The sequence below is a fragment of the Hydrogenophaga sp. PML113 genome (genome assembly GCF_001777155.1).
Lineage (GTDB): Bacteria > Pseudomonadota > Gammaproteobacteria > Burkholderiales > Burkholderiaceae_C > Hydrogenophaga > Hydrogenophaga borbori.
Genome location: NZ_MIYM01000011.1, coordinates 25,498 through 40,184, shown reverse-complemented (window position 1 = coordinate 40,184; position 14,687 = coordinate 25,498). Strand labels below are relative to the sequence as shown.

Annotated in this window: 16 protein-coding genes; 4 read left to right on the top strand and 12 right to left on the bottom strand. The window is 69.7% G+C overall.

What is annotated here, in order from left to right; genetic code table 11:
* Positions 1 to 213: 213 nt before the first annotated feature.
* Genes BHU06_RS18605 through BHU06_RS18590 form a run of 4 tightly spaced genes read left to right on the top strand, consistent with a single transcriptional unit; the run spans position 214 to position 3,643 of the window.
* Positions 214 to 1,254 carry an ABC transporter substrate-binding protein gene (locus tag BHU06_RS18605; RefSeq protein ID WP_070400712.1) on the top strand — a complete coding sequence of 347 codons (1,041 nt, stop codon included), beginning with the start codon at positions 214 to 216 and terminating at the stop codon, positions 1,252 to 1,254.
* Positions 1,251 to 2,075, top strand: a complete 825-nt coding sequence (locus BHU06_RS18600; protein WP_070400711.1) for an ABC transporter ATP-binding protein — start codon at positions 1,251 to 1,253, stop codon at positions 2,073 to 2,075. Before BHU06_RS18605 ends, BHU06_RS18600 begins: the two co-directional genes overlap by 4 nt.
* Positions 2,076 to 2,112: 37 nt before the next feature.
* Positions 2,113 to 2,937: an ABC transporter permease gene (locus tag BHU06_RS18595; protein WP_139147115.1), complete on the top strand. Its 825-nt coding sequence runs from the start codon at positions 2,113 to 2,115 to the stop codon at positions 2,935 to 2,937.
* Between the two features lie 16 nt (positions 2,938 to 2,953).
* On the top strand, positions 2,954 to 3,643 hold the full coding sequence (locus BHU06_RS18590) for a cysteine hydrolase (RefSeq protein WP_070400709.1): 690 nt from the start codon (positions 2,954 to 2,956) through the stop codon (positions 3,641 to 3,643).
* 71 nt (positions 3,644 to 3,714) lie between these two features.
* Here BHU06_RS18590 and BHU06_RS18585 read toward each other — a convergent pair whose 3' ends face one another.
* The 12 genes from BHU06_RS18585 to BHU06_RS18530 all read right to left on the bottom strand — a co-directional run bounded on the left by BHU06_RS18585 (position 3,715) and on the right by BHU06_RS18530 (position 14,652).
* Entirely contained in the window at positions 3,715 to 5,499 is a 1,785-nt protein-coding gene (locus BHU06_RS18585; RefSeq protein ID WP_070400708.1) for a methyl-accepting chemotaxis protein, read from the bottom strand.
* Between the two features lie 45 nt (positions 5,500 to 5,544).
* Positions 5,545 to 7,632, bottom strand: a complete 2,088-nt coding sequence (locus tag BHU06_RS18580) for a flagellar biosynthesis protein FlhA (protein WP_070400707.1) — start codon at positions 7,630 to 7,632, stop codon at positions 5,545 to 5,547.
* Positions 7,629 to 8,768 (bottom strand): flagellar type III secretion system protein FlhB, encoded by a 1,140-nt coding sequence (flhB, locus tag BHU06_RS18575; protein WP_070400706.1) that lies wholly within the window; start codon positions 8,766 to 8,768, stop codon positions 7,629 to 7,631. Before flhB ends, BHU06_RS18580 begins: the two co-directional genes overlap by 4 nt.
* Before the next feature lie 3 nt (positions 8,769 to 8,771).
* Positions 8,772 to 9,542 carry a flagellar biosynthetic protein FliR gene (gene fliR / locus BHU06_RS18570; protein WP_070400705.1) on the bottom strand — a complete coding sequence of 257 codons (771 nt, stop codon included), beginning with the start codon at positions 9,540 to 9,542 and terminating at the stop codon, positions 8,772 to 8,774.
* Positions 9,543 to 9,557: 15 nt separating this feature from the next.
* On the bottom strand, positions 9,558 to 9,827 hold the full coding sequence (fliQ, locus tag BHU06_RS18565) for a flagellar biosynthesis protein FliQ (RefSeq protein ID WP_070400704.1): 270 nt from the start codon (positions 9,825 to 9,827) through the stop codon (positions 9,558 to 9,560).
* Between the two features lie 10 nt (positions 9,828 to 9,837).
* Entirely contained in the window at positions 9,838 to 10,632 is a 795-nt protein-coding gene (gene fliP, locus BHU06_RS18560) for a flagellar type III secretion system pore protein FliP (RefSeq protein WP_217494357.1), read from the bottom strand.
* A 5-nt stretch (positions 10,633 to 10,637) separates the two neighbouring features.
* Positions 10,638 to 11,033 carry a FliM/FliN family flagellar motor switch protein gene (locus BHU06_RS18555; protein WP_083293308.1) on the bottom strand — a complete coding sequence of 132 codons (396 nt, stop codon included), beginning with the start codon at positions 11,031 to 11,033 and terminating at the stop codon, positions 10,638 to 10,640.
* A gap of 2 nt (positions 11,034 to 11,035) precedes the next feature.
* A complete protein-coding gene (locus BHU06_RS18550) occupies positions 11,036 to 11,905 on the bottom strand; it encodes a FliM/FliN family flagellar motor switch protein (protein ID WP_070400702.1) in 870 nt (289 codons plus the stop codon).
* 7 nt (positions 11,906 to 11,912) lie between these two features.
* A complete protein-coding gene (locus tag BHU06_RS18545) occupies positions 11,913 to 12,221 on the bottom strand; it encodes a flagellar hook-basal body complex protein FliE (RefSeq protein WP_070400701.1) in 309 nt (102 codons plus the stop codon).
* Positions 12,222 to 12,412: 191 nt separating this feature from the next.
* On the bottom strand, positions 12,413 to 13,042 hold the full coding sequence (locus tag BHU06_RS18540) for a hypothetical protein (RefSeq protein WP_070400700.1): 630 nt from the start codon (positions 13,040 to 13,042) through the stop codon (positions 12,413 to 12,415).
* Between the two features lie 26 nt (positions 13,043 to 13,068).
* On the bottom strand, positions 13,069 to 13,755 hold the full coding sequence (locus BHU06_RS18535; protein ID WP_139147112.1) for a hypothetical protein: 687 nt from the start codon (positions 13,753 to 13,755) through the stop codon (positions 13,069 to 13,071).
* A 144-nt stretch (positions 13,756 to 13,899) separates the two neighbouring features.
* On the bottom strand, positions 13,900 to 14,652 hold the full coding sequence (locus BHU06_RS18530) for a hypothetical protein (protein ID WP_070400698.1): 753 nt from the start codon (positions 14,650 to 14,652) through the stop codon (positions 13,900 to 13,902).
* Positions 14,653 to 14,687 lie beyond the last annotated feature (35 nt).

The following is a 14,687-nucleotide window of genomic DNA, read 5'->3' as shown; positions in this document are numbered from 1 at the left end:
GCCACCGTGGAATGGAGACAACCCCTATTCATTGAATACTGTATCCAACATAGATTGCGGCACGGTGTTCGGTCCCGCGGCATGCCGGCCACAGGCCGTCGGTCGGGGCCCCGCGTTTGCAACGCCGGTTCGCGCCGCCCCACCAAGGCTGGCACATCAATTGCATACAGTATTTCGACAAGCCCGCCCCTCAACGCGCCACAGGAGTTCGCCATGTTCCGAATCCCCCGTCCATCCCCCTCATCGTTCTGGTCGCGCGCGGTCCATGCCACGGCCACGCTGGCCCTGGGCCTGGGCCTGGTGTCGCCGGCCGCCGCCCAGTCCGCCAGCGCGCCGGTGAAGGTGCGCTATGAGGAGGTGGTGCGCTCGGTCCTGTACGCCCCCGCCTACGTGGCGATGAGCCAGGGCTTCTTCCGCGAAGCCGGGCTCGACGTGTCGATCAAAACCTCGCAGGGCACCGACAAGGGCATGGCCGCCCTGCTGTCGGGCAGTGCCGACATCGTGCTGATCGGCCCCGAAGCCTCGGTGTACGTGGCCAACAGCGAATCGCCGGTCAAGCCCAAGATCTTCTCCGGCCTGACCGCCACCGACGGCTTCCTGCTGGTGGCGCGCGAGAAGCCCGCGGGCGCGTTCGCCTGGGACCAGCTCAAGGGCAAGGCCGTGATGTCGTTCCGCCCGGGCTCCAACCCCGACGTCTTCCTGGAGACGGCGATGCGCAAAAACGGCCTCGACCCCAAGAAGGACCTCAAGCTGGTGAACAACATCGGCCCGGCCGCGCGCACCGGCGCCTGGCTGGCGGGCCAGAACGACTACGGCATCTTCCTCGAGCCCGAAGCCACCATGCTGGAGAAGACCGGCAAGGGCGTGGTCGTGGCGTCCGTCGGCCGAGTCGTGGGCCCGGTGGACTACACCGTGTTCACCGCCACCGACGTCTACCTCAAGCAGAACCCCGCCGTGGCCCAGGCCTGGACCAACGCCATCGTGAAGGCCCAGAAGCACGTGGCCAGCGCGCCCCCGGCCGATCTGGCCAAGCAGATCGCCGAGTACTTCCCCGCCATGGCCCAGGCCGATCTGGTGGCCGCCATCGAACGCTACCGCGGCATCGGCCTGTGGAAGACCAACCCGATGGTGCAGCGCGAGGCCGTCGACAGCCTGCAGGACATGCTGATCGCCAGTGGCGTGCTCGACAAGGCCAAGCGCGTGAAGTACGAGCAGGTCGTGGTCACCGACTTCGCCGCGAAGGCCGCGCCATGAGCGCCGTGCTCGAAGCCGAAGCGCCGGTGGCGCAGCAGGTGCAGCCGCGCATCGAGATCAACGACGTCTCGCTGCGCTACTTCACCGACGCCGGCGAGACGCAGGCGCTCGACCGCATCCGCCTGTCGGTGGCGCCGGGCGAGTTCGTGAGCCTGATCGGCCAGTCGGGTTGCGGCAAGAGCACGCTGCTGTCGCTGATGGCCGGCATCCTCGAACCCTCGTCGGGCGAGGTGCGGGTGCACGGCGAGCGAGTCAAGGGCCCGTCGCCGCGCGTGGGCTACATGCTGCAGCAGGACTACCTGTTCGAATGGCGCAGCATCCTGGACAACGCCACCCTGGGCGCGCAGATCCAGGGCCGGCCGATGCGCGAGGCCCGCGAGCGGGCCGCGCACCTGCTGCACAAGTGCGGCATGGGCGACTTCCTGCACCACTTTCCGCGCCAGCTCTCGGGTGGCATGCGCCAGCGCGTGGCCTTGGCGCGCACGCTGGTGACCGACCCCGATGTGGTGCTGCTCGACGAGCCCTTCTCTGCGCTGGACTCGCAGACCCGCCTGGCGATCGCCGACGAGGTGGTGGAGGTGCTGCGCGACGAGGGCAAGTCGGTGGTGCTGGTCACGCACGACATCGGCGAGGCGATCGCCATGACCGACCGCGTGGTGGTGCTTTCGCGCCGCCCCGGGCGCATCAAGTCGCAGCACCTGATGCGCTTTCCCAGCCACGGCGCGGGCCGCCCGAGCCCGTTCGTGGTGCGGTCCCTGCCCGAGTTCAATACCTATTTCGCGCTGCTGTGGGACGAGCTCGACGTCCACGTGGAAGGATGACGCCATGAACACCACCGCCTCCGCCACCCTGGCCACCATGGCCACCCCCACGCCGCCACCGGCCGGGCGCGAACCCAGCCCCGCGTACCGCGAATGGCAGTCGCGCCAGCGCCGCCGCCGCCAGCGCATCCTGCTCACCCGCCTGGCCCTGCTGGTGGCCTTCCTGGTGCTGTGGGAGGTGCTGGCCAAGACGCATGTGGTCAACCCCATGCTGACCAGCTACCCGAGCGCCTTGTGGCCGACCTTCCTCGATCTGTTGCACAACGGCAAGCTGCTGATGCACACCTGGGTCACCTTCAAGGCCACCCTCATCGGCTTCGTGCTGAGCATGGTCATCGGCATCGGCGTGGCCGCCGGGTTGTGGTGGTCGGACTTCGCGCACAAGGTGCTGGACCCCTTCCTGGTGGTGGCCAACGCCATGCCCAAGATCGCCTTCGTGCCGATCTTCTACATCTGGCTGGGGTCCGAGTACTCGGTGTACGGAATGGCCGTGGCGATCGCCGTGTTCGTCACCATCATGGTGGTGTACGACGGCTTCCAGAGCATCGACCCGAACAAGATCAAGCTGGCCCGCACCCTGGGCGCCAGCCGCGCCCAGGTGTTGCGCCTGGTGGTCATGCCGGGCAGCGTGCCCACGCTCGTGGCGGCGCTGAAGATGAACATCGGCCTGGCGCTGGTGGGCGTCATCGTGGGCGAGTTCCAGTCGGCCAGCGCCGGCCTGGGCTTCCTCATCGTCAACGGCAGCCAGGTCTTCCAGCTCAACGTGGTGATGACCGCCATCGTGGTGCTGGGCCTGCTGTCGGGCCTGATGTACCTGGTGATCGCGCGGATCGAGGCCGCCATGGCCAAGCGCTACGCCTGAACCGAGAGGAGCGAGCATGCAGTTTCCCGAATGGGTCGTCGAGCGCGTGGTGGCGCGCCAGGGCCGCCTGCACCCCTATGACACGCTGGCGGCCGAACGCACGGCCTTCGTCGTCATCGACCTGCAGAACTACTACACGCAGCCGGGCTATCTCGGCGAGTGCGCGCCCTCGCGCGCCACCTTCCCGGCGGTGAACCGGCTGGCGAACGCGCTGCGCGAGGCGGGCGGGCATGTCATCTGGGTGCAGACCAGCGCCGACGGCGCCGATGACTTCTGGTCGCACCACCACGCCCACATGCTCACGCCGGCGCGCAGCGCGCGGCGCCTGCGCGAGCTGGCGAGCGCGCACGAGGGCTTCCAGATCGCGCCCGGCCTGCAGCCGCACCCGCAGGACGAGCGCGTGGTCAAGCGCTGCTACAGCGCCCTGGTGCCGGGCTCGTCGCGCCTGGACGAGGTGCTGCGCGAGCGCGGCGTCACGCACGTGCTCATCGGTGGCACCGTCACCAACGTCTGCTGCGAATCGACCGCGCGCGACGCGATGATGATGGACTACGCCACCATCATGGTCGACGACGCGCTCTCGGCCGTCACGCCGGCCGAGCACGAGCACTGCCTGAACAACTGGATGCTGTTCTTTGGCGACGTGCTCAGCACCGACGAGGTGGTGCAGCGGCTGGTGCCGGTGGCCGCGCCCGTCGGCGCCTGAAAAAAGCCCGCCGAGGTCTTCGGCGGGCCTGGGGCTTCAGCGGCCGCGGTGGCGGTCGCGGGCGGCGCGGATCAGAAGGACTCCCATTCGCCGACCTCGTCGCTGGCGGGGGCCTTGGCCGCAGCGGCCAGGGGTTTGCCGGCGGCCGGTGCGGCGGGCTTGGGCGCCACCGCCACGGGCTTGGCCGTGGCCAGCGGCTTGGCCACGGGTGCCGCGGGCTTCGCCAGAGGCGCCGCGACCGGCGCCAGCTGCGGCTCGCGGCGCTGGTGCCGCTCGCCCGCCGGCCGCGCGGCGATGCTGCCCGAGGCGGCGGTGCCATCCAGGCGGAAGATGCGCACCACCTCGGCCAGGCGCGCGGCCTGGTCGTTCATGCTCGATGCGGCGGCGGCGCTTTCTTCCACCAGCGCGGCGTTCTGCTGCGTCATCTGATCGAGGTTGGAGACGGCGGCGTTGATCTGGTTGACACCATCGGCCTGCTCGCCCGAGGCGCTGGCGATCTCGCCAATGATGTCGCGCACGCGCACCACGTTCTCCACGATCTCGCTCATGGTCTGGCCGGCCTGGCTCACCAGTTCCGTGCCCACGGTGACCTTGTCCACGCTGGCGCCGATCAGGCCCTTGATCTCCTTGGCGGCCTGCGCGCTGCGCTGCGCGAGGTTGCGCACCTCGCCGGCCACCACGGCGAAGCCGCGGCCCTGTTCGCCCGCGCGCGCCGCTTCCACGGCGGCGTTGAGGGCCAGGATGTTGGTCTGGAAGGCGATGCCGTCGATGACGCCGATGATGTCGTTGATCTTGCGCGAGGCCTGGTTGATGTCGTCCATGGTGCTCACCACCTGGGTTACCACGCTGCCGCCGCGCTGGGCGATCTCGGCGGCCGTGCTGGCGAGCTGGTTGGCCTGGCGCGCGGCGTCGGCGCTCTGGCGCACGGTGCTGGTGAGCTGCTCCATGCTGGCCGCGGTCTCCTGCAGATTGCTGGCGGTCTGCTCGGTGCGGCTCGAGAGGTCCTGGTTGCCCGAGGCGATCTCGGCCGACGCGGTGTTGATGCTGTCGGTGGCGGCGCGCACCTGGCCCACGGTCTTCACCAGCGATTCGCGCATGCGCGAGAGCCCGCCGAGCAGGCGGCCGAGTTCGTCTTGGCGGTCCACCCGCACTTCGCGGGTCAGGTCGCCTTCGGCCACGGCGTCGGTGGCGCTCAGGGCCTCCTTCAGCGGCTCGGTGACCGAGCGCGTGATGGCCCAGGCCACGAAGGCGGCCAGCGCGACGGCGCACACCGCCAGGGCGGCCAGCAGCGTGATCTGGCGCGTGACCGCGGCGCGCGAGCTGGTGGCGGTCTGCTCCATCAGCGCGCGCTGACCGCTGATCATTTTCTGCTGCTCGGCGCTGTAGGCCTCGACGGCGGGCGGCAGCTCCTTGTCCAGGATGTCCTGCGCGCCGGCGTAGTCCTCCATCTGCAGCGCGTCGAAGAAGCGCTTGCGCACCGCCAGGTAGGCGTTGCGCTTCTCATTGATGGCGGCGAGCAGGGCCTTGCCCTGTTCGCTGGTGATGCGCTCCTCCAGCCCCTTCTGCAGCTCGGCGACGTCCTTGGACGACTGGGCCATCAGGGGCTCGAAGTGCTGGACCACGCGCGGGTCGTTGCGTGACATGGCCTGCGCCATCACGCGGTTCACGTTCAAGGTGGTCTGCGCGGCCCATTCCGTGGTCATGTTGAGGCGCTGCTGCACCGAGACAATGTCCTCGGTGGCGCGCAGGGCGGAGTTGAGACCCACCCAGGCCAGCACGGTGGTGCCGACCAGCAGGGCCAGCACGGTGGCGAAGCCGATCGTGAGGCGGGGGCCGATGTTGATGTTCTTGAACATGGAAATCAGGTTTCGGGTTGAGAAAGATGTATATCGGTTGCGGGCTCAACCAATTGAGCCCACGACCACCACGCTTCGGCTGTCGGGCATTTCGTTGTATGAAAGGACGTGGAGGCCGGGCGCGAACAGCCGCGCGTAGCGCGCCATCACGGGGCGCAGCTGCGGCAGCACCATCAGCACCGGCGCCGCGGCCATCTGCTTCATCTGTTCGCGCGCCAGCGGCAGGTGCGATTGCAGCTGGGTGAGCATGTTGGGCTCGATGGGGAAGTTGTCCAGCGCCGCCTTGCCGCCCTGCGTGGCCTGGCTCAGCGCGCGCATCAGCAGGTCTTCCAAGGGGCTGCCCAGGCTGAAGGCCTTGACCTCGCCGGTCTGGCCGCAGGCCTGGGCCACGATCTGGCGGCGCAGGGTCAGGCGGGCCTCGGCGGCGAGCAGGATCGGGTCTTTGGTGAGTTCGGCGTTCTCCAGCAGCGTGGTGGCCAGGGGAACGATGTCCTTGAGCGACACGCCCTCCTGCAACAGGGTGCGCAGCACCTTGAGCAGCAGGCTGGGGCTGTAGGCCTTCTCCAGCGCGGCCGCGAGCTTGGGGGCCTGCGCGGCGCAGCGCTCCAGCAGGGCGGGCACGTCCTCATGCTGGAACAGCTCGGGCAGGTTTTCGCGGATCAGCTTGGTCACATGCGTGGCGACGACGGTGGGCACGTCCACCACCTGGTAGCCCATGCCCAGGGCGTGCGCCTTGTGCGCCGCCTCGATCCACACCACGGGCATCTGGAACGAGGGATCGGCGCCGGGGATGCCGTCGATCTCGCCATAGACCTGGGGCGAGGGAATGGCCATGAGCCGCTCGGGAAAGACCTCGGCCGAGGCCATCACGCTGCCGTGCAGCAGCACCTGGTAGTGCGTCGGTTTGAGGCCCAGCTCGTCGCGCGTGCGGATGGGCGGCAGCACGACGCCCAGTGACTCGCTGAGCGTCTGGCGCACGCCCTTCAGGCGCTTGGTCAGCGCCGCGCCCTGCGACGGGTCCACCAGACCCACCAGCTTGTAGCCCACGGCCACGGCCAGCGGGTCCACCACGGGCAGGCTCTTCCAGTCGATGTCGGGCGCAGCCTCGGTGACCAGCGCGGCCTGCAGCGCATCGGGCTTGGGCGGTGGCGCCACGGCCTGGCGCTGGCCGAGCCGCCAGGCCACGTAGCCCAGCACGCCCGAGAAGGCCAGGAACATCAGCGTCGGCATGCCGGGCACCAGGCCCAGCACCAGGAGCAGGCCGGCCACGCCGTACAGCACGTTGGGCGAGGCCAGCAACTGCTGGCCCACCTGCTTCTCGATGTCGCCCGCGTCGCTGACGCGCGTGACGATGATGGCGGCCGCGGCCGACAGCAGCAGCGCCGGGATCTGCGCGGCCAGGCCGTCGCCGATGGTGAGCAGGGCATAGAGCTTGAAGGACTCGCCCAGGCTCAGGTCGTGCATGAGCGCGCCGATGAGCACGCCGCCGATCATGTTGAGGATGAGGATCAGGATGCCGGCGATGGCATCACCCTTGACGAACTTGGAGGCGCCGTCCATGGCGCCATAGAAGTCCGCCTCGGCCGACACTTCCTTGCGGCGGGTCTGCGCGCCCTCCTGGTTGATGAGGCCGGCGTTGAGGTCGGCGTCGATCGCCATCTGCTTGCCGGGCAGCGCGTCCAGCGTGAAGCGCGCCGACACCTCGGAAATGCGCTCGGCGCCCTTGGTGACCACCAGGAAGTTGATGATCATCAGGATGACGAACACCACGATGCCGACGACGAAGTTACCGCCGATGACGACGTGGCCGAAGGCCTCGATCACCGAACCGGCGGCGTCGGTGCCTTCGTGGCCGCGCAGCAGCACCACGCGCGTGGAGGCCACGTTGAGCATCAGGCGCAGCAGCGTGGCGCCCAGGATGACCGTGGGGAAGAGCGAGAAGTCCAGCGGGCGGCGCACGTTCACGGCCACCAGCAGAACAATCATCGCGAGCACGATGTTGAAGGTGAACAGCACGTCCAGCAGCAGCGGCGGCAGCGGCAGGATGATCATGGCCAGCAGGGCCATGAGCAGCAGCGGCGCGGCCACGCGCAGCTGTTTCAGGTCGTTGAACAGGGTGTTCATGGGGTTCATGTCGGTCCGTCGCCGCTCAGGTGGGCGGGCACGTCGAGGTCATGGGGCAGGTGGGGTTCGCTGCGGCGCTGGCCCTGGCGGAACGCCTTGAGGGCGAGCACGTGGCGCAGCACCACGGCCACCGCCTGGTACAGCGCGGCGGGGATCTGCTGGCGCACCTGGCTGGTGTGGTACACGGCGCGCGCCAGCGGCGGCACGCGCAGCACCTCGACGCCGGCCTCCTCGGCGATGCGGCGGATGTACAGCGCCATTTCGTCCAGGCCCTTGGCCACCACGTAGGGCGCGTCGGCCTTGTGGGTGTCGTACTTGATGGCGACGGCGTAGTGCTCGGGGTTGACGATTACCACGTCGGCCGTAGGAACGGTCTTGCGCACGCCGCGGCGCGCGATCTGTTGCTGGATCTGGCGGATGCGCTGTTTCACCTCGGGCCGGCCCTCGGTGGTCTTGTGTTCTTCCTTGATGTCGCGCTTGCTCATGCGCTGCTCGCGCAGATAGACCAGGCGCTGCACGGGCACGTCGATGAGCGCGTAGAGCACGAACACCGCCACCAGCGAGAACACGGCCGCCTGCGCCAGCGAGAAGGCCTGCGGCAAGGCCTCACCCAGCGGCAGCGCGCTCAGGCGAAGGAAACCGCCGAGGCTGCCGCTCATGACCCAGTACAGCACGCCGAACAGCGTGAAGGCCTTGAGCGCGGTGGTGGCGAAGTCGGCCAGGTGCTTGGGCTTGGTGATGCGCTGGAAGTAGCCCAAGGGATTGAGCCGCTCCAGCTTGGGCATCAGGTTCTGGGCGCTCAGCACCCAGCCGCCGGGAAACAGCGAGGCGATCAGCACGCACAGCGGGATGATGAACAGCGGCAGCAGCATCTTGGCCAGCAGCAGCATCACCGGAACGAAGGCGTGCGAGAACAGGTTGTCGAGCGCGCCGTCGCCATCGGCCACCACGAAGCCGAGCGCGAACAGGCGGCGGAAATCGGCCAGGTAGCCCGGCGCCAGCAGCACGATGGCCTGCAGGCAGACCACCAGGCCCACGGCGGTGGCCAGGTCCTTGGAGCGCGCGACCTGCCCCTGCTCGCGCGCCTTGCGCAGCTTCTGCGGCGTGGCCGCTTCCGTCTTGTCGCCGGTCTGGTCCTGGGACACCGTTCAGCCTCGCATGAGCTGTTCCAGCATTTCCAGCACCCGGGTGGTGAGCTGAACGTATTGCTGGGGGATGAGCCGCAGCATGCCCGCGAGAACGAACAGGCCGAAGACGATGATGAGCGAAAAGCCCAGGGAGAACAGGTTGAAGGTGGGCGCCACGCGGTTGAGGAAGCCGAAGCCGATCTGCACCACCAGGGCCGAGAAGATCACCGGTAGCGCGAGCAGCAGCGCGGCCGAGAACACCCAGCCCACCTGCAGCGGCAGCACCGCCAGGGCCTGCGCGGGGATGCCCGCGCCCACCGGCCAGGCGCGAAAGCTGGCGCCCACGACGCCGTTGAAGACCAGGTGGCCGTCGACGGCGAAGAAGATCAGGATGGTTAGCACGTAGATGAGCCCGCTCACCACGTCGGACGAGGCGCCGCTCATGGGATCGTTCATCTGCGCCATGGCCAGGCCCATCTGGCTGGAGGCCATGTAGCCCAGCAGCCCGAACACGGCCATGACCATCTGGAAGCCGAGGCCGATGATCAGGCCGATGGCCACCTGTTCGACGGTGGTGACGATGCCCAGCAGCGAGAACGGGGAGACCGGCTGCGGCGGCGCGGCCACCGGCAACAGCACCACGGCCAGCGCCAGCGCCAGCAGCACGCGCACGGTGACGGGCACCAGGTTGTCGCCGATCACGGGCATGAAGCTGAGGACGGCCAGCACCCGGACGAAGGGCCACCACAGCGCCATGAGCGTGGCGAGCAGTTGGCCGAAGACGGGTTCCATGCGCGGCGCCCGGACTCAGAGCGCCAGCTGGGCCGCGCGCTCGAAGATGGCGCGCGCGTAGTCCATGAGCTTGCTGGTGAGCCAGGTGCCCATGACGATGATGGCCGCCAGCGTGACCAGCAGGCGGGGCAGGAAGCTCAGGGTCTGTTCGTTGATCTGCGTGGCGGCCTGGAACAGGCTCACCAGCACGCCCACGACCAGGCTGGGCGTGATCAGAACGGTGACGATCAGCACCACCAGCTTCAGGCACTCGGCCACCAGTTCGACGGCGATCTCGGGTGTCATCGCATCGCCCCTAGATCGCACGCACGCTGGTCACCAGCGTGTTCACGGTGAGGGTCCAGCCGTCCACCAGCACGAAGAGCAGCAGCTTGAGCGGCAGCGAGATCACCAGCGGCGACAGCATCATCATGCCCATGGCCATCAGCACCGAGGACACCACCAGGTCGACGACCAGGAAGGGGATGAAGAGCATGCAGCCGATCATGAACGCCGTCTTGAGCTCGCTCAGCACGAAGGCGGCGAGCTTGACGGTGAAGGGGTGCTGGGCCGGCTCGCTCACCTCGGGCACCCCCGAGAGCGTGGCGATCTGCTGCAACGAGGCCTGGCTGGTCTGCGCGAGCATGAAGCGCGAGAGCGGCGCCTCGGCCCGGTTCAGCGCTTCCTGCAGGCCGATGCTGCCCTGGTCGTAGGGCAGCATGGCCTCCGTCCAGATGCGCTCGCCCACGGGGCGCATCACCAGCAGGGTGAGGATGAGCGCGATGCCGGTGAGCACGCGCGCCGGCAGGCCCTGCTGCAGGCCCAGGGCCTGGCGCAGCAGTGAGAGCACGATGATGAAGCGCGTGAAGCTGGTCATCATCAGGACCATGGCGGGCAGCAGGCCCAGCAGGGTCATGACGATCAGGATCTGCGTGCGGACGGTGTAGTCGGTGGTGTTGCCGTGGGTCGTGCTGCTGAAGACCTGCAGGCCGCCGCCCGCCGTGTTCGCCGCCTGCGCCAGCGCGCCCTCGGGCCAGGCGAGGGCGGCGAAAGCGAGCGCGGCGCTGCCGGCGGCGAGCGCCAGCCGCGCCGCGCCGCGCGGGCGGGCGATGGGGCTCATGGCGCGAAGCTGTCCAGGTCCAGGCCGCTCACTTCGAGGACCTTGAGGCCGTAGTTCTCGCCGCTGACCACCACCTCGGCCTTGCCGATGGCCACACCGTTGATCTTCATGGTGAGCGGTTCGCCGGCGAGCACGTCGAGCTCGACCACGCTGTCGGGGCGCAGCTGGGCCACGTCTTCCAGCGAGACCTCGGCCGAGCCGAGTTCCAGCGTGAGCGTGACGGGGATGCGGCGCATGAGCCGCCCCAGGCCCAGGGCCGCCGCCGCGGCCGGCGCGGGTGGCGCCGTCTCGGCCTGGCCGGCGCTGGCCATCTCCTGCATCACGGCGGCGAAGGCGTCGTCGCCGCCGGGCGCGGCGCTCAGGGCGTCGAGGGCGGGGGAATCAATGGACATGGTCAGACTTCCTGCAGTTGGGTCAGGCACAGGCGGCCCTTGTGCTCGACCACCAGGGCCTTGAGCACGGGCTTGTCCTGGATGCGCACGGTGGCGCTTTCCAGCGGGATGGGGAGCACGTCGCCGGGCCGCAGGCCGAGCAGCTCGCCCAGGGGCAAGGTCTTCTGGGCGAGGCGCACGTCCAGGCGCAGCGGCAGCGCGCGGCGCAGGGCGGCGCTGTCGGCCGGGCGGGCCGCGCCCTGGCGGCGCGCGGGGGCGAGCTGGCGCAGCGCGGCGGCCAGGGTGTCGCTGTCGAGGGCGAACACCACCAGGCCCAGGGGCTCGGCGCCCGCGAGCACCTGCGCCCACAGGAACATCACCGGCCCGCTGATGGGGCAGCGCGCGCTGGACAGGTTCTGTTCGAGCCGCGGGGAGGGATCGCCGTCGGCCGCGGACCCGCCGCCGATGCGGTGCACCAGCGCTTCGGTGAGCACCTGGCCGAGCTGGGCGGCCAGGCGCTGCTCGGTGGCGGTCTCCAGCGCCGGCACGCAGCGCGCGCCGAGCGCCCAGTCGCTGGAGCCGTAGCGGCGCGCCAGCAGGGCGGTGAGGGCGGAGCGTTCGATGGCGAAGGCGCTGCGGCCCAGGTGGCTGTGGTAGCTGGCCCAGCGCAGCGGCGTTTCGATGGGGGTGGACCGGCCGTGCGACACGCCGCCCAGGCGCACCGGTGCGCCCACGCGACCGGGGAAGGCGGTGGCCAGGCCGTGGTCCAGGTCCTGCTGGGTGAGCTGGAACAGCGAGTCGAGGGCGTGGATGGGACGGCCGAGTTCGCAGGGGTCGAGCGCGGACAGGCGCGCGCCCGCGGCCGGTGGGAGGATGTGCGAGACGTGGCCCATGCGGCGCTCAGATCGGCAGCTTCATGAGCTCGTCGAAGGCGCCGACGACCTTGTTGCGCACCTGCATCATCATGTTGAAGTTGAGGCTGGCTTCCTGGCTCTTGAGCATGGCGCCGACCAGGTCGTTGCTGCGGCCGCTCTCCACCGCACCGACGGCGGCCTGCGCGACGTGGCCCTTGTCGTCCGCGGCGCGCAGCAGGCCGCCCACGTGCTGGGTGAAGGACGGCCCCTGGGCGGCGCCCGACGGCAGCACCTCGGCGAGTTGGGCCTGCGCGGCCTGCATCTGCTGCAGGCTGGCCTGAATGGAGGAGAGCATCGACGGGTTCAATTGGGGCCCCTGGAAGGTTTATTTGTGATTTGTGGAAATGTATTGCCGCGAATCGTAATATGGACGGATGACGCGTCAAGCGAACGGCCACGCGCCAGCGGTGCCGGTGGGATGAACGGTGGGACGCAGGCGCCTGACGGCGACGGCCGTGCGGCGCGGCGCCGACGCCCGGCGCGGGCTCAGAGCTGGATCTGGACGTGCGGCAAGAAGCGCACGCTCGCGTCCTCGAAGCGCTTCTTGTCGTAGCGCAGGGTGGCGGCCCAGAGCACGATCGAAGGGTCGATGGCCGGGTTGACCGGGTGCACGATGCAGCGCACGGCCTTCTCGTGCTGGAAGGTCTTGGCCACGCAGTCGGGGAACTTCAGCGCCAGATCGACCAGGGAGTCGTCGGCCACGGCGGCGCGGCGCGTGCCGGTGTCGCGCACGATCCACTCCACCCACTGGTCGCGCAGCTCGTCGCGTAGGGCGGCGCCGATGCGGTCGAAATGGATCCAGCCGGTCTCCTGCACCGTGTCGCGGCGCGCCTGTTCGCGCGTGAGGTGGAAGTTGTCCACGCGGTAGTTCAGGTCGACCATGAGCACGCGGTTGAGTCCGGCCGCGCGCTGGTGCTCCTGCGTCCAGCGCGCGGCGGCCACCAGCGCCGCCTGCTTGGCGCTGGCGCCGTAGACCCCGGTGATGAGTCCGGCCGCGCGTTCGGTACTCTGGCCCGCGAAGCCCAGGCCGCAGTCTCGCAGGCGGATGCGCTCGGGCACGTCGCGCGTGTGGGCCAGGAAGGACAGCTGCACCATGTCGCGTTGCTTGGCCACCATGCGCGTCTCCGTTGTCGTGGGGGCGCTCAGGCCCGGCGGGCCGCGGCCTGGCGCGCGGCGGGGGCCGCCGGGGCGGCGGCCTTCTTCGATTTCACACCGGGTTTGCGTCCGGTCTTCTCGCGCGTGGGCGGGTGCTCGGGCGTGGGGATGCGGAATTCGGTGTCGAGGTCCACGCCGCGCAGGGCCCAGACCTTCTTCGCCACGCGCTCGAGCACCTCGCGCGGATCGTCCACCTGCTTGAGCTTGCTCAGGATGCACTCGATCACGGCGTAGGCGGGCAGGTCGGTGTCGTTGCGGCGGCGGTCGTCGGACAGCCACTGGTACTGGCGCGCCGAAGAGCGGCCGAAGATCTTGGCGAAGCGCGTGCCCAGGTCCACGCGCGCCCAGGTTTCCAGCTCGGTGCCAAGAAAGGGCGCCAGCGCCGGGTCGTACATGAGGTGGAACAGTTCCTTGATGGAGTAGCGCGCCCAGCCCCGCTCGCGCGGGATTTCCTCGTACAGGCGGATGAGCAACTCCAGCGCCTCGGGCAGCAGGGGCAGGGCGCACATCTTGTTGTAGTGGTTGGAGTTGCGGAACCCCAGCGCGTACTGCGCGTCGTGCTTGGACAGGTTGTTCTCGCCGCGCCATTCCTCGATGTCCAGCCCCATCATGGGCCGCTGGGCGCGTGGCCGGGACAGATCGACCAAGGGTCGCTTGAGGGCGGTTGCGTTCATGTCTCGTCTTGCCGGGGTGTGGCCCCGGGCGGCTCGGGTCTTGTGGACTTCCCACTTCGCGGAGTTTACTTTCAACAAAGTGAGTTAGTGAGCGCCGACGCCGCGGCCAGGCCGCTGGCGGACGAGCGGCGCGGCGCACCGGCCTCAGGCGCGCAGGGGCTCGAGCAGGCCGAAGGCGCTGTTGGCGCGCATCTCGAGGAAGCCGCCGGCGCACATGCGGGCGGTGTAGAACTGCTCGAAGCTGGCGACCGGGCCCAGGCCGTCCACGAAGCTGCGGTAGGCGGTCCACAACTGCTCGAACAGTTCGGGCGGGCAGGGGTAGCGGCGGAACACGTCCTGCAGGCGGCTGCGCTCGTAGCGCCAATGCAGCTCCTGCGGATCGCCCTCGGTGGCGGCGCGCTCGATGCGCGCACCCAGTTCCTCGAAGGCCAGCAGGCGCTGCAGGTCGAGCCGGATGGTGGGGCCGCCGGGCTCCAGCGGGCGGGCATCGCCATCGGCTTCGCCGGTGGCGGGCACCACTGTGCCGCACAGCTGGCCGTGGTGGGCGACGGCGCGGCGCGCCACCACCCAGGCGGCGTTGCCCAGGACCGCGGCGCCGCGCGCGTCCAGGTCGGGCAGCGAGAGCTGGACCCGGCCGGGCAGGCGCCGCGACGGCTCGGCGCGCAGCTCGACCACCAGGAAGAGCACGGCCTCGGCGTACAGGCGCAGCACGCCCTGGCGCTCCCCGCGCGGCGCCTCGGTGTCGGGCATGCCGCGCCCCTGGACCACCTCGCCGCTGGCGTCGTGCGGGCGGGTGCTGAGGTGCATGGAGAGGCGTTCCAGCGGCACGCGGGGTGGGCGCAGCTGCTCCACGGCCCAGGCCAGCGCGCGGGCCGGCTCCTTCCATTCATCGTGCATGACCGCCTCCCGGGCGGCGCGCACGCGCGGCGACG

Excerpts from the sequence above, each read along its gene's own strand:
- BHU06_RS18605 (WP_070400712.1), top strand. The coding sequence starts at position 214 with ATGTTCCGAATCCCCCGTCCATCCCCCTCATCGTTCTGGTCGCGCGCG.
- BHU06_RS18600 (WP_070400711.1), top strand. The coding sequence starts at position 1,251 with ATGAGCGCCGTGCTCGAAGCCGAAGCGCCGGTGGCGCAGCAGGTGCAG.
- BHU06_RS18595 (WP_139147115.1), top strand. The coding sequence starts at position 2,113 with ATGGCCACCCCCACGCCGCCACCGGCCGGGCGCGAACCCAGCCCCGCG.
- BHU06_RS18590 (WP_070400709.1), top strand. The coding sequence starts at position 2,954 with ATGCAGTTTCCCGAATGGGTCGTCGAGCGCGTGGTGGCGCGCCAGGGC.
- BHU06_RS18585 (WP_070400708.1), bottom strand. The coding sequence starts at position 5,499 with ATGTTCAAGAACATCAACATCGGCCCCCGCCTCACGATCGGCTTCGCC.
- BHU06_RS18580 (WP_070400707.1), bottom strand. The coding sequence starts at position 7,632 with ATGAACCCCATGAACACCCTGTTCAACGACCTGAAACAGCTGCGCGTG.
- fliR (WP_070400705.1), bottom strand. The coding sequence starts at position 9,542 with ATGGAACCCGTCTTCGGCCAACTGCTCGCCACGCTCATGGCGCTGTGG.
- fliQ (WP_070400704.1), bottom strand. The coding sequence starts at position 9,827 with ATGACACCCGAGATCGCCGTCGAACTGGTGGCCGAGTGCCTGAAGCTG.
- BHU06_RS18555 (WP_083293308.1), bottom strand. The coding sequence starts at position 11,033 with ATGTCCATTGATTCCCCCGCCCTCGACGCCCTGAGCGCCGCGCCCGGC.
- BHU06_RS18550 (WP_070400702.1), bottom strand. The coding sequence starts at position 11,905 with ATGGGCCACGTCTCGCACATCCTCCCACCGGCCGCGGGCGCGCGCCTG.
- BHU06_RS18545 (WP_070400701.1), bottom strand. The coding sequence starts at position 12,221 with ATGCTCTCCTCCATTCAGGCCAGCCTGCAGCAGATGCAGGCCGCGCAG.
- BHU06_RS18540 (WP_070400700.1), bottom strand. The coding sequence starts at position 13,042 with ATGGTGGCCAAGCAACGCGACATGGTGCAGCTGTCCTTCCTGGCCCAC.
- BHU06_RS18535 (WP_139147112.1), bottom strand. The coding sequence starts at position 13,755 with ATGAACGCAACCGCCCTCAAGCGACCCTTGGTCGATCTGTCCCGGCCA.
- BHU06_RS18530 (WP_070400698.1), bottom strand. The coding sequence starts at position 14,652 with ATGCACGATGAATGGAAGGAGCCGGCCCGCGCGCTGGCCTGGGCCGTG.